General features: G+C 53.8%; 17 protein-coding genes and 1 tRNA gene. 6 read left to right on the top strand and 12 right to left on the bottom strand.

The genetic code is table 11. The features are described 5' to 3' along the window. Positions 1–8: 8 nt before the first annotated feature. The 4 genes from ACR3XE_RS05365 to ACR3XE_RS05350 all read right to left on the bottom strand — a co-directional run bounded on the left by ACR3XE_RS05365 (position 9) and on the right by ACR3XE_RS05350 (position 6,264). A complete protein-coding gene (locus tag ACR3XE_RS05365; protein WP_473698636.1) occupies positions 9–1,142 on the bottom strand; it encodes a restriction endonuclease subunit S in 1,134 nt (377 codons plus the stop codon). Then, positions 1,139–3,190 (bottom strand): class I SAM-dependent DNA methyltransferase, encoded by a 2,052-nt coding sequence (locus ACR3XE_RS05360; protein WP_486185961.1) that lies wholly within the window; start codon positions 3,188–3,190, stop codon positions 1,139–1,141. Before ACR3XE_RS05360 ends, ACR3XE_RS05365 begins: the two co-directional genes overlap by 4 nt. Positions 3,191–3,288: 98 nt before the next feature. Then, a complete protein-coding gene (locus ACR3XE_RS05355; protein ID WP_473698638.1) occupies positions 3,289–4,785 on the bottom strand; it encodes a recombinase family protein in 1,497 nt (498 codons plus the stop codon). Positions 4,786–4,980: 195 nt separating this feature from the next. Next, a complete protein-coding gene (locus ACR3XE_RS05350; protein ID WP_473698639.1) occupies positions 4,981–6,264 on the bottom strand; it encodes a type IV secretory system conjugative DNA transfer family protein in 1,284 nt (427 codons plus the stop codon). A gap of 184 nt (positions 6,265–6,448) precedes the next feature. On the opposite strand from ACR3XE_RS05350, the gene ACR3XE_RS05345 reads away from it, so the two are divergent. From ACR3XE_RS05345 to ACR3XE_RS05335, 3 genes are all read left to right on the top strand, one after another. Beyond that, positions 6,449–6,799 (top strand): helix-turn-helix transcriptional regulator, encoded by a 351-nt coding sequence (locus ACR3XE_RS05345; RefSeq protein WP_473698640.1) that lies wholly within the window; start codon positions 6,449–6,451, stop codon positions 6,797–6,799. Next, positions 6,786–7,262: a hypothetical protein gene (locus tag ACR3XE_RS05340; protein ID WP_473698641.1), complete on the top strand. Its 477-nt coding sequence runs from the start codon at positions 6,786–6,788 to the stop codon at positions 7,260–7,262. The genes ACR3XE_RS05345 and ACR3XE_RS05340 overlap by 14 nt, the downstream gene beginning before the upstream one ends. Positions 7,263–7,471: 209 nt before the next feature. Then, on the top strand, positions 7,472–7,804 hold the full coding sequence (locus tag ACR3XE_RS05335; protein WP_473698642.1) for a DUF3768 domain-containing protein: 333 nt from the start codon (positions 7,472–7,474) through the stop codon (positions 7,802–7,804). Positions 7,805–7,847: 43 nt separating this feature from the next. Here ACR3XE_RS05335 and ACR3XE_RS05330 read toward each other — a convergent pair whose 3' ends face one another. The 8 genes from ACR3XE_RS05330 to ACR3XE_RS05295 form a co-directional block, all read right to left on the bottom strand. Continuing rightward, positions 7,848–8,804, bottom strand: coding sequence for a replication-relaxation family protein (locus ACR3XE_RS05330; protein ID WP_473698643.1), 957 nt, complete (start codon positions 8,802–8,804; stop codon positions 7,848–7,850). A gap of 138 nt (positions 8,805–8,942) precedes the next feature. Continuing rightward, complete coding sequence (locus tag ACR3XE_RS05325) at positions 8,943–9,644, bottom strand: hypothetical protein (RefSeq protein ID WP_473698644.1); 702 nt, start codon at positions 9,642–9,644, stop codon at positions 8,943–8,945. Between the two features lie 17 nt (positions 9,645–9,661). Further along, on the bottom strand, positions 9,662–11,797 hold the full coding sequence (locus ACR3XE_RS05320) for a type IV secretory system conjugative DNA transfer family protein (RefSeq protein ID WP_486185960.1): 2,136 nt from the start codon (positions 11,795–11,797) through the stop codon (positions 9,662–9,664). 1 nt (position 11,798) lies between these two features. Next, on the bottom strand, positions 11,799–12,311 hold the full coding sequence (locus ACR3XE_RS05315; protein ID WP_473698647.1) for a hypothetical protein: 513 nt from the start codon (positions 12,309–12,311) through the stop codon (positions 11,799–11,801). A 246-nt stretch (positions 12,312–12,557) separates the two neighbouring features. Then, positions 12,558–14,393 (bottom strand): UvrD-helicase domain-containing protein, encoded by a 1,836-nt coding sequence (locus tag ACR3XE_RS05310; protein WP_486185959.1) that lies wholly within the window; start codon positions 14,391–14,393, stop codon positions 12,558–12,560. 2 nt (positions 14,394–14,395) lie between these two features. Next, positions 14,396–16,465, bottom strand: a complete 2,070-nt coding sequence (locus ACR3XE_RS05305) for an ATP-dependent nuclease (protein ID WP_473698649.1) — start codon at positions 16,463–16,465, stop codon at positions 14,396–14,398. A gap of 115 nt (positions 16,466–16,580) precedes the next feature. Further along, the gene (locus tag ACR3XE_RS05300; protein ID WP_473700359.1) at positions 16,581–16,781 is read right to left on the bottom strand and encodes a helix-turn-helix transcriptional regulator; all 201 of its coding nucleotides are present in this window, start codon (positions 16,779–16,781) and stop codon (positions 16,581–16,583) included. 216 nt (positions 16,782–16,997) lie between these two features. Continuing rightward, positions 16,998–17,084 (bottom strand) — tRNA-Leu (locus tag ACR3XE_RS05295). A gap of 210 nt (positions 17,085–17,294) precedes the next feature. Between ACR3XE_RS05295 and ACR3XE_RS05290 the strand changes: the two genes are divergently transcribed. The 3 genes from ACR3XE_RS05290 (at position 17,295) to ACR3XE_RS05280 (ending at position 20,753) form a co-directional block, all read left to right on the top strand. After that, a complete protein-coding gene (locus ACR3XE_RS05290) occupies positions 17,295–18,236 on the top strand; it encodes a complex I NDUFA9 subunit family protein (RefSeq protein WP_473698650.1) in 942 nt (313 codons plus the stop codon). A gap of 110 nt (positions 18,237–18,346) precedes the next feature. Next, positions 18,347–19,150 carry an undecaprenyl-diphosphate phosphatase gene (locus tag ACR3XE_RS05285; RefSeq protein WP_473698651.1) on the top strand — a complete coding sequence of 268 codons (804 nt, stop codon included), beginning with the start codon at positions 18,347–18,349 and terminating at the stop codon, positions 19,148–19,150. 160 nt (positions 19,151–19,310) lie between these two features. Next, the gene (locus ACR3XE_RS05280; protein WP_473698652.1) at positions 19,311–20,753 is read left to right on the top strand and encodes an NAD(P)-dependent oxidoreductase; all 1,443 of its coding nucleotides are present in this window, start codon (positions 19,311–19,313) and stop codon (positions 20,751–20,753) included. Position 20,754: the final 1 nt, after the last annotated feature.

The raw sequence follows: 20,754 nt of genomic DNA, 5'->3' as shown, positions 1-20,754 counted from the left end.
GTTGTAACTCATACTTCGATTCTACCATCCATTAGGCGCGGGAGTAATAAGTCTCGGGCCTTCACTGCCTGTGTCACTTGGTTTTGCAACTTTGAAATTTGTTCGAAAATCGGTCGAACTTGGTCGTCAAATTCCAAACCAATTTGGTCCGTAGGAACAGCTACTTTATATTTATCAAAACAGCTCGGCTGCACTCGCTGCCTCCCCGAAGATCCAACCATGCTTTTTATGGCAGCGTTCCGAAAACTCTCTTCCCGTGCCAGCAGGTAAACAAAATATCGGCTCACCTTATTTTTGCGTAGAACAATGAACTCTGTCGAACCGCAGGCAACTTCTCCATCATCGAGAAAATTCACGTAACCAGTTTTGCCGTTTTCCAAACAGGGGGTGATGCGCGCGAACACGGTGTCGCCATTTTGAAAACGAACGCCTGTTGGCTTAGTACGCATTTCAAACGTGGCTGGTTCAATGGACAACCCGCTTTCCGAAAGTGCCGCCATTGGGATCATACGAATTTCTTTCTCCCGATCCCAATCTGTCCTTTCATTTATTGAAATTGCCTCAGAAGCTACACAATCTTCCCACCCCTCCGGCACGCCGTCGATGATTTTGGTGTGTTCATGGCCGGGGAAGCGTAAGTGGACGAACCATTCGCGGTAAAGCAGCCGCGCCGCCTCTTCCAACAAAGCAATTCGCCGCCGATTATTCTCAATCAAATCATCATAGGCCGAGAGAATAGATGCGGTGCGTTTTTGTGCCGGGAGTTCAGGATAGCGCAATTTAACTGAATAAGCGTTGCTGCGATTCAACCCGGGCACTGCTGCATCAGAATTCATAGATGAAAGAGGCAAATTTTTGAGCTTATAGTACAGCCATTTTTTGTCGATTTCTTCCTTTGCGGGCTCGGCAAAATACACGGTATCAATAGGGAAAAAATCCCGATTTTCCCAGTAAACAGCGCCAACAGTTCCTTTCCTGCCAACAATGATTCCAGGCCCGTCGACAAGAGCCGTTTTATTTGACCCTACTTCGCCACCCGATCCATAAACCGGAAAGTCTCCAGCAACCCTACTTCTTTCCGGAAGTGATTTTCCGTAATTGAGAGTTGCAATGTCTTCAAGTTTACCGACTTGCCAACTCATACAATCAGCTCTTCAAAATTCTTTTTGATTATCGCTGCCAGCCCTACCGCCTCATCGTTCAGCCCTTCGATCTCGATATGAATATCGCGAAGCGCCTCTTCAAAATCGAAATCCTCATCCTCTTCTTCGGGTGCGACGCCAACATAGCGCCCGGGTGTCAGGCGCCAGTCATTGGCGGCAATCTCTTTGCGGTCCGTCAGCTTCACCAGCCCCTCAACATCGCTTAGTCCGGCATCAGGGAAACGGCTTTGCAGCCATTCGGCTTGGCCGACAAAATAGCGTGCCTGCTTCAGATGCTCGGTCACAAGGTGGCGCTCCGCATCCAGCGTATTCAGCCGCTTTTTGCCTTCCGCTGGCTTTGTGCCATCTGCCACCTCGCCGTCATGCACGCGGCCCGCCATTTTGAAAAAATGGTCAATGCTTTTGGTCAGCGCCTTGGCCTGATCTGCCAACGGATGTAGCGCGTCCGCCGAGGCCAGCATCACCGCATTATCGCGCTTTTTATTATCCCAATGCGCCGCCTTGGCTGCCTTAGCCGCTTTAGTCAGCGCCGCCATATCGACCTTTAATGTCTTGGCCAGCGCTGTTAGTTCATCATCCTTATGCGCTACCGTTACCGCATCCATCGCCGCGACCAGCGAGTCAAAGTCGGTGCTTTGCATTTCCGTGAAGGCGGTTTCTAGATAGCTTTCGACTAGCGCCAGAAAGCGATCCTGCTGCCCGCGATACAGCCAAACAATAGCCGCGATATTCTGCGCCTGTTCGGGCGTAAAATCGTAAATCTTGCGCGTGACTTTACGGAAAATATGTCGCGCATCAATCATCAGCACTTTGTCCCGCATGGCATCGGGCTTGCCTTTATCCATGAACCAAAGCTCACAAGGGACGGAGCGGGTATAAAAGAAATTGCTGCGAATGGCGATCATCACATCCATATCGCCGGTTTTTACCATAGCCTCGCGCACTTTGGCTTCCTGCCCGCCCGCAGACGAGGCTTGCGACGACATAACAATGCCTGCGCGGCCTTCCTTGGACAAATAGCTATGGAAGAATGACATCCAAACATAATTACCGTTGGAGACCTTGCCTCCCTTGTTCACGCCGGGAAGGCCAAAGGACAGGCGCGGATCGTCCTTGATTTTCTCCGCGTCGATCTCGTCCACATTGAACGGCGGATTGGCCATCACGAAATCGGCCTTGCCAATCATCGCGTGCGGGTCTTCGTAATAGGAAATGGCTTTTTGAATATCGCCTTCCAGCCCGTGAACCGCCAAGTTCATTTTGGCGAGGCGGATCGTGGTCGGGTTTTTCTCCATGCCATAAAATGTCACGCGCTCATTCGGGTTTTGCTGCATCCGTTCAATGAAATGCGCGGATTGCACGAACATCCCGCCAGAGCCGCAGGCGGGGTCAATGATCTTGCCGTGATCCGGCTCAATCACATTGACGATGGTTTGCACAATGGAAACGGGGGTAAAAAACTCGCCGCCATCATGCGCCTTTTGGTCGGCAAATTGGGTGAGAAAATATTCGTAAATACGCCCAAAAACATCGCCGTCCGCTTTTTTGAGAGCTGGGTCGTTGAAGGTGCGTAGAAGCTGGCCAAGATCATCGTCGCCCAGTTCTTGATATTCGGTTTTCGGCAGCGAGCCGTCGAGCGATTGGTAGTCCGCCTCAATGCTTTCCATGGCCGCAATGAGAGCGCCCGCTCGGTCGCCTCCGTCAGGTATGGCGACAAGCGCATCAAATTGCGCTTCGGGTTTGAGGAATATCGATCCGCGCTGCGAGAAATCTTCTTTCGTGAGCGGACGGGTGACGCCGCCGCGTGATGGCAGCGTTTCCTCAATCTCAGCCTTCACGCGCAAAAAGCGGCTGTAAGCGTGCCGAAGGAAGATTAATCCCATGACCGGCAAGAAATATTCATTGCTGGCAAAGTTGGAATTGGCCCGCAGGTGATCTGCCACTGACCAAAGCCTTTTTTCGATATCGCCAAATTGCTGCAAGTTGTTGCCCCTAATATATTCTTTTGTTGCTGAATGATTAGACATAAAATCGGAAATTGTCTTGGCATTATAGCCTATTTCGATGAAATCCTCTGCCCTTGGATTGATGAGGCTGCTTTTGCAGCAATGCAGCCCAAAAGCCCCTATTTGGAAGGTTGGTTAGTAGCATCCAACATCTCGCGGAGCTGATCAAAAGTTCGGTCTCGGTCTCGGGCTGGGGCACCACAGAGGACATTAGGGTCATTTTTCATGGCATCGAGCCAATTATGTGGCTCAAAATATACATCTTTTCCGATCACCCGGCGGTTCGGCGAGGCCAATTCGATGATTCCGCGTTTATCCTGCCCGAAAGCCAAGTCATGGCCTGTACAAAGGTTTTTTGCCAGTTCGGCCAAAGTTCTGAGGTGGGCAGCATGGCTGGCGCGATTTGCACCGTTTGAACGCTCAACCCGCAAAGCTTCCTCTTCAATCGCCAGTGCTTTCATCCTTTCGGTATGAGCGTCACGGTCGATCAAGCCATCAATAAGCGCGTCAGTCAGCCGGTTCTTACGATCTGCAAGATTGGCCATCTTTAACGCCCACGCCTTTTCACAATCGTCATTTTCCGTTTGGGCTGCCCAGCGATCAATCTGGCTTATAGCTTCTTCGAAGTTCGCTTCTGTCAGCTGAACGCTTCGCAAAAAGTCTTGCACTGCAATTGTCAGCGTTTCCTCGCGCACAGTCTTGGTGCGGCATTCTGCTGTTTTGCAGCGATAATAGACATGGCTTTTCTGAAGTTCGGGCACCATCGGTGCATCGCATAACCCGCAGCGAAACACCCCTTGGTAGGTATGATTGTGCCGAGTGACCTTTGGCCCGGACTTGCCGGACTTGACGTCTTGGACACGGCTAAACAGCGACGGACTGATCAGTTGCTCATGTACCCCTTGATAGGTCACTCCGGTTCGCTTGATATGGATCACGCCGGTATAGAAGACATTGTTGAGCATGGTTTCGAGACCGCACATCGATAGTTTTTGACCGACGCGATTAGTGAGGCCGCGTTGCTGGAGATGTGCCAGAAGGCTACGCAGCGAATGCCGTCTGGCCGCATATAGTTCAAAAGCCTCTTTCACGAGCGAAGCGCGGACCGGGTCGAGCGTCTTTGGCTTGCCTTTGCCATTGTCGAGATAGCCGATTGGTGCGCGGAATGGATACAGGCCTTGTTTTAGACGTCCATTCATACCCTTGATTGTTTCTTCACGCAGGTTGCGGATGAAGTCAGCGGCGACAACCGCTTGCACATCTGCGGCAAGCCTGCCCCCTCGCGAGCGGAAGTCCAAGCTTTCGGTCACGAAATGAATATCAATACCGGCATCGGCTAGGTCACCAATTCGTGCCCAATCAGTGAGGTTGCGGGCGGAGCGGTCGATCTTGTGAACGATGAGTCCCTGCGCTCGCTTTTGCTGAAGCTCTTTCACCATGGCGTTGAACAGTGAGCGTCCCCGTTTAGCGGCGGTTTCTTTCTCTTCGAACCACTTGGTGATGGTGAGATTATGGCGACTCGCAAAGGCAGTGATGGCTTCTCGTTGCGCCTCCAGGGAAACTCCTTCGCCTTGCTTGACGGTGGAGACGCGAATGTATGCAAAACACCTTGTCATATGTCGTCGTTATCGGACTCCGAATCTACCATATCCTCAGGATTCGTCGAATCACTTGCCCACGGCCAAGTGCCTTCTCGCATATGGCGTTCATAGGTGCGGCGGCAGATTTGCAAATAGGCATATAGTTTTTCGTCCATGGCCATAGTCTATCGATGCTACAGTTATGGCCTAGTCACCACTTTATGCGGATGATCAATGCTGGACGGGATGGGTCTTGGCGGAGAAAGCGCGGCTCTTCTGGCCCGCGATCATCAATTGAACCCAGACATGATAATTGGGTAGATTGATCAAGTTTTGCGTCTCCAATTGACCGAACTGGCGGCAAAAAGTCGGCGCATCGATAGCGCCAAGGCGAAACGCGATGATACTGCCGACATTTCCGAAGATCGCATCCAGTACTCCGGGTTCCAATTGGGAAAGGTGCTGATGGGCCAGCGTCAATGACAGACCGTATTTTCGTGCCTCGGCTAAAACAGAGGCAAAAGCCTCGGTCGTGAAATTGTGAAACTCATCAATGTGAAGCGCGAAGGGGCGGCGCTGTCCTTCAGGCAAGTCAAGGCGCGAGAAAGCGGCATTCATGAGGCTGGAGACGATCAGGCCACCCAGCACATTGGCATTATCATTGCCGATACGGCCCTTAGCCAGATTGATGATAAGTATCTGGCCACCATCCATGATCTGGCGAAAGCGCAGTGGTTGCTCCGGCTCACAAAGGGCAGTCCGCAGCAATGGGTGCGCTAGCAGCGCTCCGAGCTTGTTGGCGATTGGGGCCACGCCGTCAAAGGCGGTGCGGTAGTTCATCCGGCTGTATTCCCGCGTCCAAAACATCTGCACTTGATGGTCAGTAATCTGGGACACGACCTCGCGCCGGAAATCCGGCTCAACATAGAGCCGAATGACATCGCGCAAATCCGCTCGTGGTAACTCCAGCAATGCGAGCAAGGCGTAGCGCAACAGGTGCTCCATTCTTGCACCCCAGGCATCGGCCCATTGTTTCTTCAGAGCATCGATTAGGCCCGATGCTATCAGTGGGCGAAACCGCGCAGACACATGCGTGATCGGATTGTATCCATAGGAACTGCTTGGATCGGCAACATTCCAATAGATATGCTCGCGTTCAATCCGCTGCGACAGGCTCTCGGCCAAGTCACCGTGCGGGTCGATGAGGCAAAAGCCTTGGCCATTCAGCGCATCTTGCATTGCCAGATTGTGCAGCAGGGTTGATTTGCCAGTGCCCGTCTGACCGATGATGTACAGCGAATGCATCCGGTCAGCCTGCGTTATACCAAAGAGCCGGTCACCGTAGCGGTGATAGGCTTCACCTAGCATTGTGATGGGCGTGATATCGGGCATGGCAACATTGTGCGGTGCATTGGTTGGCACAGATAGCGACCACCAAAGAGGTGTTGCCGCTTTTGTGGCGTCTAGCGCGATAAGTGGGAATTCCGATATTCTTCCCTTGGGAATGACGGTCACATCACCACCAGCGCGTCATGGCAGAGACGGAAAGGTTTCACCTTTCCGTTATCTCGAATGGTCATGACGCGCTGGTGGTGATGTATGAAGATGAATATTGGCAGAGCCTATAAAGTGGTGACTATGCGCTTGATTTGGACTGGGTAAAATAGGAGAGGATTTACCAATTTAATCAATCAATTGTATGTCCACACAATTTGGTCTCGACCTGCGTTTGGCACGTCGAAAATCGGGCTTCACCCAAAGTGATGTCGCCCATCTGATTGATAGCCATCAATCAACCATTGCAGCCCTCGAAAACGACAAATGGCTACCGACGATTGAGCAAATCTGCCTGTTCTCTTTGATCTTTGGCCGTTCTTTCGAACATCTGTTTGCCGAACTCTTGGAAAATGGGCGCGCAAAACTGCGTAGCAACCTCTCGTCACTGCCACCGGCAACGGAAGGGCTAGCGATGACCCGCAATCGGGAGGCCAGTATAGAAAAGCTGCAAAGACGATCAGCCGATAACTCTAGCCGCCATGATGCCGATTAGGGTTCTGGCCTTCGCCGCGATCTCCGATCGCATCGGATTGGTCCTGCTCGTTGAAGGCAAGCTTAAAGATTGGCGCACGTCAAAGAGGGCGGCGCGATCATCAATCGAAGCTGCCGGATATGCGCAGAAGATGATCAACTTCTATCAGCCTGATGTGGTGGTAACCGAAAAAGTCTCGGGCCACCATAAAGGCAAAGAGACACGCAAGCTTATCGCCGCCATCGCGATGATTGCAGCGGAGAATTACGTGCTCGACGTCGCTGTGAAGCATCGCCATCCGCATCCCAGTAAATATGAGGAAGCGGAAGCTCTGGTGATGCGCTATCCGGCGCTGCTACCGTGGCTTCCGGTTAAACGAAGATTCTTCGATCATGAACCCCGATCGATACTGCTCTTTGAGGCGTTGGCATTGGCGGACCATGTAGCCCGCAGTCCTGCCGACCGATTGGCGGCGGAGATGTAACGGATAGTTCTCTGACAGTTCCTCATAAAAGGGCGGTGCAATGAGGCGTCGCCCTTTGTTGTTTCGCAAGCGCAGAGCGACTGGCCACCCAATAGCCAAAGACGATCTGCGCTTGCTGGCCGCAGGCCAGTTGATGCCCCATCCCGCAAAATTCGCCTGTTCCAGTCCGGCTGTAAATTGTTGCTGCCGGATAAATCAGGAGAACAAAGATGACGAATGAGAAGGTGGCGCGCATCCGTGCACTCAATGACCGGCTGCGCCGCACGGGCGTTGGCGGAATGATCATGCACACGTCCGGAGTCCATGATCTTGGCGAAGACGTTGTGAGGCAGATCGCTCATGCAGTGATGGCATTCGATGATTTTAGCGCCAACAATGATCCGTATCAGGAACACGATTTCGGTTCTATTGATGTCGATGAAAACAAGTTATTCTGGAAAATCGACTATTATGGCAACGATCTGGAATCGGGTTCGCCCGATCCTGCTGACCCTAGCGTCACAAAACGTGTGCTTACTATCATGCTGGTTGCGGAGTATTAATCCTGACAACCGGCTATGAGCCAAGCTCAGCTTGGCTCTTTTTTTATGGCAATCCGATCTTGAAGCTACCTCGCGGTGAGAGCTGCCATTCGTCGTTTAGCAACGCAGATAATGGCTTTGGCGGCACAAAAACTGGCCCAAAATCCATCCAGTGCTGGAACAGTTGATAGTCGTTTCCATGTGGGAAATGTTTAGCGGTTAGTCGGATCAGGCGTTCCATTCGCGTCCGGTCGCTGGTCACGTTGAGCACCAACATTGGTGCAGAAAGTCGAAGGTGCTTTCGATAGCCGGCAGCTTCAATGTATTCGGCATATTGCAGTAGATGCCGCTCGAAGCTCTTCCGATTGAAACTGGCCGAGGTCACCGGTTCGGTAGCCCGGTCAGCTTCAAGCGCGAAGAAGCGGAAACGGCTGCCGTGGGCGCTTCTGTATTCAAGACCAAACACGGCATCGGGCAGCAAATCTTTGGGATAGACATTGCCGCTTTTCGGGTCAGCGATTTGTGTTGGCCAGCGCAGCTCTACATCGGCCCGCGCCAAAATCTGGCTCTGCGGGATAAAGGCAATGTCGCTTCGCGCCAGACAGGCCAGTTCAATCGAGGCGGTGACGCAGCTGACCATGAGGCTGTGCAGCCACGGCCCGGACCGGGTTGGTTTGATGGTCACCCCGTGATCTGCCAGTGCAGCCAATGCCGCCGGGGCGAGATCATAGACCAGCTGATTGTATCGGCTGTCGATGGTACGAAATTGCTGTGGGGGCCGATTGAGATAAGTCCCGCCGTGCGGTGTACGATCCTCATTGAACAGGTCGGTCAGTCGTTCTTTGGCGCGCTTATCAGATTTGTGCGTTTGCCGACCGTATTCGAGCAAAAATGATGATGGCAAAGGGCCGTGTTCAGCCAGTTTGGAGAACCAAAGCAGGTCGCGCTCTTGCGGCGTTATTCGTTTGCCGGTTGCGCTGGGGCTCAGTCGGTTTCGGCGTCCAATTTGATCGTATTCCATATTGATCCTCATGCGGTGAGGATCAACCATCTAGGCGGGCCGACGCAGACTGTATCCGTGCGGCATTTTCAGCTGTGTTCCGTAGTTTTCATGTATGAGTTGGCTTGAGAAGCGCACAATTTTTTCGGGCCAACAGGATCAATCTTCAAAAGGTAGCTCAATGCCCATTTCTCGCAGCAGCATTCTGCCAAGATAGGAAATCTCAATCCTGCTTTTAAATGCTCCCGCCTTGGTATCAAACTCGGGAATTTGCCCCTTCTTCACCGTCCCAAAGTTTCTTTTGAGCAACCCTAATCGCAAAAGATGTTCCTTACCTAGATCATAAAGTTGGTTTTGTTCGATGACAGCCCGACCGGAGCCAAGTGCGGGAGGTTGCGGCCTGCTGACTGTATCCCATGCGTTTCGGTCGCCACCAGCATATGACCGGCCATAGGCGGTCAAAATAGTCGCTTGGTCTTCATCAATTTGAGCAAAAAGATCCAAAAGGCGTTTGCGCCGGATGGTCTCCGCTTCATCGCCCTCAAGACCTCGTGAAACTATCTCCACAATATTTGAAATGCGCTCCTGCGTTGTGGCGCGAGCAGCTTGAAAGCCGCCTCTTTCAATCAAATCAATTTTCTCTGGATTCTCAAGCGCCGTCTTTAAAGCCCCTCCTTCCATGGCGGACACGCGGGTTTCTAGGGCACGTAAATAGGCGACTATCCGCTCTTGCCGCTGGCCGGGTATGACTTCCGTAACTAACTCCCCAAGCAAACCTCCGGCGAAAGGCACAGCAGCCAATGCACCACGAGCGGCAGCAACAATTTTGTCCTTGTTGTTAGAGTCTAGATCATCGGCCATGCTTATCCCTCTCGCTTCTACCAGCCATCGTTCGGAGTTGTATCGACATGCCCAGGTGGTGGCCTATTAGCAGTCGGCGAGTCTTTTGGCTCGTCCGTTTCGGCAGATGGGGGCTGCTCTTCGCTCTTAGCTTCAGAACAATGCTCATCATCACCCCCGAGCTGTTCGTGATGTATCGCATAACGCTCGCGCATAATGGCTTGCAGCACCCTCCGCTCTGCATCCGTCATCTTCGGCTGGTCTTCCAGATAACCAAAGGGAAATTGAAGCGGCACGGCTTGTTTGGTTTGGCCGCGTATATGCGCGGCAAAACTACCCTTGCCTTGCGACTCAATGAACTCAGCTTGCGTATAAAGCATCGGGGCCAGAGCGCGGGCATCCTTGGCTGATACACCGCCAGCAAACTTAATCGCCGTATTGGCCGAAAAAGCCTCTTGGAGCTTGGGTTCCAACTGTCCGAGATACTGATGCGCCAGCACCATTCCGACATTGAATTTGCGCGCCTGAGCTAGAATTAGCCCGATATTACGGTCAAAATAATCCTGCGCTTCATCGATATATACAAAGGTTGGCACCCGGTCTTTGGTTTGGAGCGTGGCCCGTTCCTGCGCAGCCTGTGCAATCATCGCGATGAAGAAGCGCCCGAATATCTCGGTGCCTTGCTCCTTGAGCAAATCCTTGGCGGCATTGATCAGAATGACCTTGCCAGCGTTCATTTCCTTGAACAGGTCCAGTTTCGAGCGTGGATGAGAAAACATCCGCTCGAAGGTCTGGTTTTCCAGTATTCCCCACAATCGGCGCAACACTTGGCGTTTGGTTTGCTCAAACTCGCGGGATGCAAATTCGGTCTCGAAAAAATGCCGTGAGGTGCCCGACAATTTCGCAATATGCTCGGCAAATTTTACGTGGCTATCCGGCTCCATCAGTTCGCGTAGCGTGTGGATGGTGGCATCGGGAATATGAAGCATCAACCGCGTGACATAGCGGAATATGACATTCTGCTTTTGCGTCATCTGGGCATCGAGCAAAGTGCCCAGCACAAAATCATAGAGTTCCAAAATGCTGTTGATCAGCCGCTCACGTTCCAACGGTGCATAGCCTTGGAGGCGGTCCATACCGACATCGAACAGATTAAGAGATACCGGCCATTCCACATCGCTCGGATCGATGATGACGATTTTGTCATGCAACGGCCCACCCTTGGCAAAGACCGCCAGCTTGGCGATGTTGCGGATAAGATCGCCCTGACTGTCGAGCACAACGACCGAACATGGCTGGCGGATCATAGCGGCAATGTCATGAGCGATCAGATATTGAAGCGTTTGGGTTTTACCATGACCGGACCCGGCAACAATATGCTGATGCTCAAAGCGCGCCTGCTGCGGAATGATGAATTCAATCTGCTGGTCAAACAAGTCGAGCAAGGGGGTGCCGCTCAGATAGGTCGCCACTAAATGCTCGGCATTTTTGGCATCAAACTGTTCGGGCATTTTTGGGGCGCGATTGAAACTGGCTGGGTCGGCCGGGTTGCCGCCAGAGGCTGCAATCAGATTATGTTCGAGCTGGGCCGACAAGCATGTCAGCACGCCCAATTTAGCCAGTTCTTCAGAAAATCCGGTGCGGAGCATCTGGCCAACCACCTCGCCGGGGTCACCGATATTGTCGAGTAAACGAGTAGTGACTGAAATTCCGTCACTTTCAGGGCTGCCGAATTGCAGGCTGGGACAGGCGGAGTAGGTCGGCAACAAAAAGAGCCCAGCCGCATTGCGCAACGCAGGGCAGATGGTCTCAAATTGTTCAACCAAGCTCCGCTGACGGGTTATTTCTTCGCGGATGTCCCAAAGCTCGGCAATAGTGCGGCTTCGCGACCAATCGATGTCTGGCAATAAGAACAGACTATCATAGTCGAACAGCCGCTCTAGCAGGGAATAAACACGCGAAGCCTGCGGGTGATCGGTGGCAAAACCAAGATTGTGCAACAATTCAGTGGCCAAATTGTCGATTAGCAACTGTCGTGATGCACCATCCACCAATCCGGCAGCGCGAAACTGCTCAGTGAGCAACGCATAGTGCTCGCGGACTAAGGTTGCCTCGCTGGGCCGAAATAGGCCGTGAAGGAAGCTATGCACCCGCGCGCCGATGCGCCAAACCATATCAGAAGGCCCGCTGGATCAATTCCCGCGCTTGGTCTTTCGGAAGCGGCTCGATGGTGTGTTGCTCAACCCCATCCCAATGCTTGGCACTTTCCATAAGCTGACGGAACAATGCACTCGCACCCTCAATCCACGCTTCTTTTTTTGCCAGCTCGACCACGCTATAACAAGCAAAGTTCCGGCCATGCAGCAGATCCTTGACGTAAACCGTCTCGCGCCGTTCGTTCATATACAAATAGATCGCAGCAATCCCCGCTACGGCTCCGAATGCTAGACCCGTAGTGCCAGCCAAATAGACAAACAGAGCAGAAGCCAAGATAAAGACTAGCAGACCGCGCCTGAGAGCAGCACGCCATAGCTGGGAATCATCGGCGCCGATCAGAATGGACTCGTCAAATCGATAGCGATCAATCAATGCTCGCTCATCTTCGGTTGGTTCCAGTTTACTCCAAAGCTTGAAGTTGACCCGCCCACTGCTGCCAGACGTCTGCTCTCGTTTGAATAGTAGATCCATCTTACCCCCCGATTGATAGATTGTTTCAAACTGTGACGATTGAAAGATCAGTCAGCCGGGTCAAGCGAAAAGTGATTTGGAGGTTTCACCGGCGAACTACTCGGGTCACGGGCAATTCATAATATTTCTTGGAAGAATATTATGAAGTCGCGCCAAGTTGACCCTGAGCGGCGCGCACAGGTGGCAAGCCATGTGCGGCTATGTCTAGGGATCGGATTCGCGCCGGGATGGGGATAGAGAAACCCATCAAGCAATTACAATTTGATGCTCGTTGAACAATCCCTTTGCTATCAGTTCACCTTTAGTCGCCTCTGGCACTGGGGTAAAAAACAGAATTTTCAGATGCTGTTCGGCGCGAGAGAAGCACACATAGGCGAGCTTCCGGCCGCGCTCATATTGTCCTTCCGTGGGTTCGCCAGCAGTTCCCGGCGTTAGCAATTTAGAAAAGCTGTAAAGGTTCCAGTTGGCTTCAACGTCATCAAAAACCACCAGAACATTACGGTATTCTTCGCCCTTCACACCATGCTGTGTACTGTATGGTGTGTTCTCCCGGATGAAGTCCTGGTAAGCAAAGAGTTCGTCTGTAGGCATGGCAAAAAATCTGTCGGCCAGCCAATCGCCCTTTTCCTCACTGTGTACCTCGTCATCATATTCTTCGTCGCGAGGTGGCCTTGCAAGTTGCTCGGCAAGGCGATCAGACACACGTATCAACCCATTATCTTGACAATAAGCCAACACGTCCTTGGTGGTTGCTGCGCCCCAAATTTCAATCAACTCCTCAAGTTGCACCTTCGACTGGTCAACCATCTCTTTGAGTTTGCGGTTCGCATTGGGGCCATGCGAATCATACGCGGCGCTATTGGTGCGCAAAATGTCTATGACACGTCGGCTTTCTCCGTTGGCAGATGCCTCGATGAGCGGGCAAATGACTTTGAGGAACGGCTTTAGGAGAAGGTGTTCCCCTGCCTCATAATCATCCTGAGCTCGCTGCGAGGCGTATGGTCCGGTGAATAGCTGTTGCAGGCCAGAGAATTTCAAGCGTCTTGCGATCATCTGGCGCACGAGAAAGAGCCTGATTACATCAGTGCGTTCTGCCCAACCCCAGCCTTGGATAGCCTGATCCATTGCCACAAGTGCGCGGTCTAACTGGGCCTCTGAATAGCGCTTGCGTTCGCCTTCGGGGGCTTCCGCCTTAACCAAACGTATCTCCACGCTGCCATCCAATTCGGCGTTTGGGCCAGCGGCTACCTGTGTAACATCGGTCCTGAATGCATTCAAAAACTCGATCACTTGCGGTGAACAGCGAAAATTCTCGACCTTTGTGATTGATAGTCCGCCCTCTGGAGGGGCGAAATCTCCGGCCCTTCCCTCGTAAATCTGCTGCCACGGATCACCGAAATATCCGACCAGTGGCAGCCCAAGTTCTGCACAAGCTTGATTCAAACCTTCAACAATTGGCACGAACGTGTCCTGTGCTTCATCGACAAAGATGTAGGGGTAACGCACACCAATTAGGCGGCGAAAATTCAGTCGTTCGCGGAAAAGGTAACCAGCAATTTCGATAACGTCGTCATGACTCAACTTCCCATTCAGATAGTCGCTGAACGCGGCATCATCGTATGAGAATTGAGGGACGTCTGGGAGGGCAGCTAATTCATTTTGAAGCCTAGCGACCTTCTCCCGCGCCTTGCGCGCTGTTTTGGTGTCTTTGCCGGTATCATCATCGGCAGCCTTGGCTATCAAGGCAGGCAATCGAGAGTTTTGCAGTGCTTCGCGGATATCACGTTGAAATCGACTAATCTCGCCCCATAGAAAGCTGTGAAGCGTTGATACATAATAAAGATCGTCAAACCCTAGCCGTTGGCGAATGACATCAACGGCTCGATTGGTGAATGTGATGCAGGCGATGCGCTGGCCATTTTGACGCAGGGTAAAGCCATGGGTTGCTCTAATTTCGGCAAGGGCATCGACCAGCGATGTGGTTTTTCCCGAACCCGCGCCAGCAACCAGCGCAAAGCTGCGATGGGTTGCAAGGCACTCTCGGACGGCTTCATCTGCAGCAGTTTGGACGTGATCTGGCATAGCTATTGTTGCCCGGTTTCGACCGGGCCATGCAGTCTAACTTCGAGCCATTGAAGTCCTTCGGCGATGTAGGCGGGAACCTGCCAATCCGCATCGCTGGCGAGCACATCCATTGCGAAGTCGGTTTTTTTGAAGCTGCTCGATTTGATGCGGTTGTATATAGCTTCGTAGGCGTCATCGAGTCCCATAGGGATGGCAAGCCGGAGGTTCAACGTGCCGGCACGAAAGAGTTGGAAATTTTGATAGACGAAGGCCTCCTCCAAGGTACGCGGTCGCATGGCGCTCGCTGTGGCACCTTCCGCAACCGTGATTTCCTGCTGAAACGTGACGTATCGACCCCGTTCTTCGTTGTGCTTTTGGTTCGGTGTAACCGCCATCAATTCTGCAACAGTTTTCACTCCTAGAAGCTGCTTCAGAGATGCGTTTGAAGTGAGTGCGCCTAGAAAATCAGCGCGACACGCTGGGTGATTCCCGTCAGGATGAACAGAGTCGATATCGGTCACGATAAGATACGGGATACACAAAAACGACAGCAACTCGTCGAAGCGGTGGGCATATGCACCGCCAATCTCAAGCACGGTGAGATACGACGTCTGCAGTCGGTTTGCGGCTTTGTCTATCATCGTCGGCATTAAGAGTTTCTCTACCGAACCTTCAACCAGCACCGCCGCGTCGGCAAAAAACAAGTCGCAATGGGTCAAACGTAGGTAGCGTTTCAGGAACGCCAACGCCTCTTCCTGAGTAGCTTCCTGACCTTCAACTTCGACAGCAGTCGGTTGAAAATCTCGTAGGGAGTGAACCTGCGTGGCATTCAAAATCTTTGTAGCGTCTTGCTCTTCGCCGTGTAGATGGCAGCGCCTAAAATATCGCACCTTTCCGAACTCAGTAGCGTCCAGAATGTGTGAAGAGTGGGTGGTAACAATGAGCTGCGGAATCCAATCACCCGCATCTTCCGCTTGGGCCGATTGCTTGATCACATCCCAAATGTTGGTGATGAAGGTCTGCTGCACCTGCGCATGTAGGTGAACCTCTGGTTCCTCAATAAAGATGATTTGGCAGAGCGGACGATTCTGGGCAGTGCGAACCCATTGGGAATGGTAGTGCTTCGCCTGAATAGCCATGTAGATAAGGTTTTTGAATCCCAGCCCGTTATAGAGTTCCGGGAGTTCATGGCCTCGACCAGTATCGACATAGAGCAGGTCGGTATTGCCGCGCAGAGCAGTTTCAGGACTCAGCGTCGAGACGATTCGCAACTCACGGTCATTCACCGAAGGCACGCCAATGCCCTTGATAACGCCCATAATCCCAGAAAACTGCTCAGCGTAATGCGCGGTGAGTTGTTGGTTATTTTCGTCGATGACGCGGTGTGCTTCTTCAGCCACCTCCGGTCGTTCAAGATTCTTTTGATAAAATCCGGCGAATGCACTCGATAGCTTATTGCTGCGATTCCGTTCCTCGTCGTCGATGTTTCTTTGGGCATCCACGAAGTCGACACGAACGAGAGTTTGAAGCAGATTCCTGCCCTCATCCTTATCCAATGGTGTTGCTACTACACCTTCGTCGGAAACCTCAAGCGATGCATATGTAATTTCGAAATGTCGATTCAGCTCACTATCGTTGGCAAGAAAAGTAGAGAGCGTCTTTTCCAGCGGCTCCTCTCCCTCTTGGGGGTAAGCTGCTAAGTATGCCTCGCGCAGTTTGGCAGGATCGGGGGTAGCGTAACGCAGTCGAACGCCTAGGCGGTCGAAGTCGTTTAATAAATTGGGTAGCAGCGCAATCGCCCGCCCATATTCGATAGTGTCAGGATCGACCTTAAACCAAATGTCCAGTTCAATTGCAGGTAAGATATCTGCTGCTCCACCTGCACCAAAGGCGTCAAAATCGGCCATTCGAGCGACCGAGAAATCGTAAATTCGGAATTTACGCTGGCCAAGAAAGCATCTGAAAATTGCAGTCGCTGAGGTCTTTCCGCTATTATTTGGTCCAACGAAAACCGTCTCACGTTCTTCGACCCCCGCCGATATATTCTCGAGTCGGCGAAAATTCCTTATATCGATGCGATCAATTTTCATGCGAGTTGTATCCGGTTACTCTGATGATTGGATATACTGCAATAATACGCGAATTTCTATTTGTTGTCGCGTGACAAAAGGGTGGCCAGGCTTGCAATCCCGGCCACCCGCTCCTTCAAGAGGAGTGTCGGTTTGGTTCTTCGCGGCGATCCAACCGTTGCTGGAGCCAATCGAGCACTTCATCCTCAACCCACCCCACTCGGCTCGGGCCAAGGTGTACCCGCTTGGGGAATTGCCCCGCCCTTTCCAATCGTGCGACGTGTTGCGGTGAGTACAAAATTAGCTCCTTAAGCTGACGCTTTGATAGTATCCTCATCACGATATTCCCTTAGAAGGGAGCATCGCGATGCCCCGGTTACGACAATACCCCGAGGTGTCGTGACGGTATCAGGATCGTGGAGACTCGCCAATCGGTGAAATATGTTGGCACATAACGGTTCAGGTCATCGCCCGTACAAGGGTGGCCAGAAAGGTGGTCTAAAATTCAATCCTTTCTGCAAGATATTGAATTTTCACAGTATTCTAAAGAAAATGGTGCCCAGAAGAGGACTCGAACCTCCACGACCTTGCGATCGCCAGCACCTGAAGCTGGTGCGTCTACCAATTCCGCCATCTGGGCACGGGGTAGGAGCGGGCGCTTAGCGGCGACTTGCTTTGCTTGTCAACAACGCTCGGCCCGCGACGAACGATTTTTCGCCTTGTTTGCGCCTTATCGACCAAAAAGCGGGCCATCGGGTCGTTGCACCCCTTGCCCGTCGCATCGCTTCGCGGCATGGGGAGCCATGACCGGCACCATTGAAGCGCAAACCAATCAGGACGGACAGGCATAATGCAAACAATCGACGGCAAATTGGTCACGGTGTTGGGCGGCGGAGGCTTTGTCGGGCGCTATGTTGTCCAGCGGCTTTTGACGCTTGGCGCACGGGTGCGGGTTGCGCAGCGCGATCCGCGCGCCGCTACTTTCCTTCGGCCGCTTGGCGGACTGGGGCAGACCCAATTTGTTGCGATGGATGTCCGCGACGGTGCCAGCGTTGCCCGCGCGATTGCTGGCAGCGATGTCGTCATCAATCTGGTGGGCAGCTTTGACAATATGCAGTCGGTACAGGCCGACGGTGCCGACCATGTCGCAAAGGCCGCCGTCGCGGCGGGGATTAAAACGCTGATCCATATGTCGGCGATTGGCGCCGACCGGAACAGCGCGTCAGCCTATGGCCGCAGCAAGGGCGAAGGCGAGGCGGCGGTGAAGGCCGCATTCCCCACCGCGACCGTGCTGCGTCCGTCGATCATCTTTGGCCGCGAGGACCAGTTCATCAACCGCTTTGCCGCAATGATCCGCATGGCACCGGTCATCCCTGTGATCGCGCCGGCAACGAAATTCCAGCCCGTCTATGTCGGCGATGTTGCCGACGCCGTCGTCGCGGCGTTGACCGATGCCGATGCGGCGGGCCAGACCATCGAGCTTGGCGGGCCGCAGGTTTTGAGCATGGCCGACCTGCTGCGCTGGATTGCCGATGCCATCGGGCGCAAGCCGATGTTTGTCGATGTTCCCGATTTTGCCGCTGCCTTTCTTGCCAGCGGCTTGGGATGGATGCCCGGCGCGCCGATCACCAAGGATCAATGGCTGATGCTGCAATCGGACAATATCGTCGCTGACGGCGGTGGCGGGCTGGCCAGTCTGGGCGTCACACCAACCGCGATGGCGACAGTCGCCGACGACTGGCTGGTGCTCTATCGCAGGCATGGCCGGTTCGGCCAGATGGCGGCTGACTAATCTTCGCCCTACCCCCGTCCAAAGAGCCAGCGCTGGCATAGGCTTGCCGGTGCGGGCAACGCTCCAAACCTCCTCCCAGCGACGACCCTAACCTTCATACAGGATTGTGCATGACCTCCCTCCATTTGCTGCAAGTCATCCTCATCGCGATAATCGAGGGGCTGACCGAGTTTCTGCCCGTGTCCTCGACCGGCCATATGGCGCTGGCGGGCGAGCTGATCGGCTTTACCGGACCAGCCGAAGCCAGCTTTATGGTCATCATCCAGCTCGGCGCGATCCTGGCCGTGTGCGTGGTTTATTGGAAGCGACTGTGGGCGGTGGCGATGGGGCTGTTCACCGAACGCGATGCCCAATTGTTCACGCGCAATGTGTTGGTCGCGGTCGTCCCGTCGCTCATCCTCGGCGTGTTGACCTATAGCGCGATCAAGGCCGCCATCGGCACCCCCGCCATCATCGCGTGGGCACTGATCGTCGGCGGTATCGCCATTTTGATTATCGAGCGCCTGCCCCACCGCAACACGACCACCACCGTCGAAGGAATGCCGTTAAAGGTCGCCATCGGTATCGGCATGGTCCAGTGTCTGTCGTTGATCCCCGGCGTGTCGCGATCGGGCGCCACCATCATGGGCGCGCTGATGTTGGGGGTCGATCGCAAGACGGCGGCCGAGTTCACCTTTTTCCTTGCCATCCCGACGATGGTCGCGGCAACCGCCTATGATTTCTATAAAAATGTCGACAGCTTTCAGACGGGCGACATCACATCGCTGGGCATCGGCTTTGTCGTGGCGTTTCTGGTGGCGCTCGCCGTGGTGCGCGGCTTTGTCGCCTTTGTCGGGCGGTTCGGCTTTGCCCCCTTCGCCTGGTACCGAATCGCCATCGGATCGGCGGCGCTGATATGGCTTGCGGTTAGATAGGGCCGAAACGGTATTAGTTACGTAATAATCTTTCGTCAAATCTGACGATTTCTCCAAAAACTTCAAATTTTAGGACATAATAATTGTCCTACTTTGCGAATCCGCCGTGACAATAGCGGCAGCGCGGTGCATTTGCCCCGGTAACAAGGGAATTTTGCAAATGGCCGCCAAACGCATGTTACAATTTGTCGAACACGACCAAAGCTATCCGGACAAGCGGACAGCCGAAGAGCGTGCGCGCGATTTTCGCGAGATTTCGGAACGCTATCCTGCGGACGATGCCGACGCCCAGGCGGCGCGTTGCTCACAATGTGGTGTGCCCTATTGCGCGGTCCATTGCCCGCTGCACAATCATATTCCCGACTGGCTGAAACTGACCGCCGAGGGGCGGCTGCGCGAAGCCTATGAATTGTCGAACGCGACATCGACCATGCCCGAAATCTGTGGCCGCATCTGCCCGCAGGACAGGCTGTGCGAGGGCAATTGCGTCATCGAATTTTCTGGGCATGGCGCTGTCACCATCGGCAGCGTCGAAAAATATATCACCGACACCGCCTGGGCCGAGGGCTGGGTCGAACCGCTGGATGTTGGCCGCGACACCGGCCAGTCGGTTGGCGTCATCGGAGCAGGTCCCGCTGGCCTCACCGCCGCCGAATATCTGCGCTGTGCCGGGCATGAAGTTCATGTCTATGACCGGCATGATCGCGCAGGCGGATTGCTGACCTATGGCATCCCCGGCTTCAAGCTGGAAAAAGACGTGATCATGCGCCGCGTCGACCGGCTGATCGAGGGCGGTATCCATATCCACACCGGCTTCGATGTCGGCAGCGACGCCACGCTGGAGGAATTGCGCCACAAACATGACGCGATTCTGGTTGCGACCGGCGTTTACAAACCGCGCGAAATTTCACTGCCCGGCGGCGATGCCAAGGGCGTGATTCCTGCACTCGATTATCTGATCGCGTCGAACCGCAAAGGCTTTGGTGACAGCGTCCCCGCCTTTGACGACGGCAGCCTCAATGCCGATGGCAAGCATGTCGTGGTGATCGGCGGCGGCGATACCGCGATGGATTGTGTCCGCACCGCGGTTCGCCAAGGGGCCAAGTCGGTGAAATGCCTCTATCGCCGCGACCGCGCCAATATGCCAGGCTCGCAACGCGAAGTCGGCAATGCCGAGGAAGAAGGCGTCGAATTCGTCTGGCTGTCGGCCCCCGACAGTTTTGTCGGTGGCAAGACGGTCAAACAGGTAAAGGTCGCCGCCATGCGCCTTGGCGCACCCGATGCCAGCGGACGCCGCAGCCCCGAGCGCGACCCGGGTGGCGAGAGCGATCTGCCCGCCGACATGGTGATCAAGGCGCTGGGTTTTGACCCCGAAGACTTACCCCATATGTTCGGATCACTCGACCTCAGCGTCACCCGCTGGGGCACGCTGCGCGTCGACCATCAAACGATGATGACCAGCCTGCCCGGCGTGTTCGCGGCGGGCGATATTGTCCGCGGTGCCAGCCTGGTCGTCTGGGGCATCCGCGACGGGCGCGACGTCAGCGAACAAATGCAGAAATGGCTGAAGGCCAAGGCCGCGGCTGAGAAAAAGGCAGCATGAC

Source organism: Sphingopyxis sp. 10G20-10 (genome assembly GCF_057365075.1).
The sequence above is the reverse complement of the archived record's forward strand: the minus strand, read 5'-3'. Positions and strand labels throughout refer to the sequence as shown.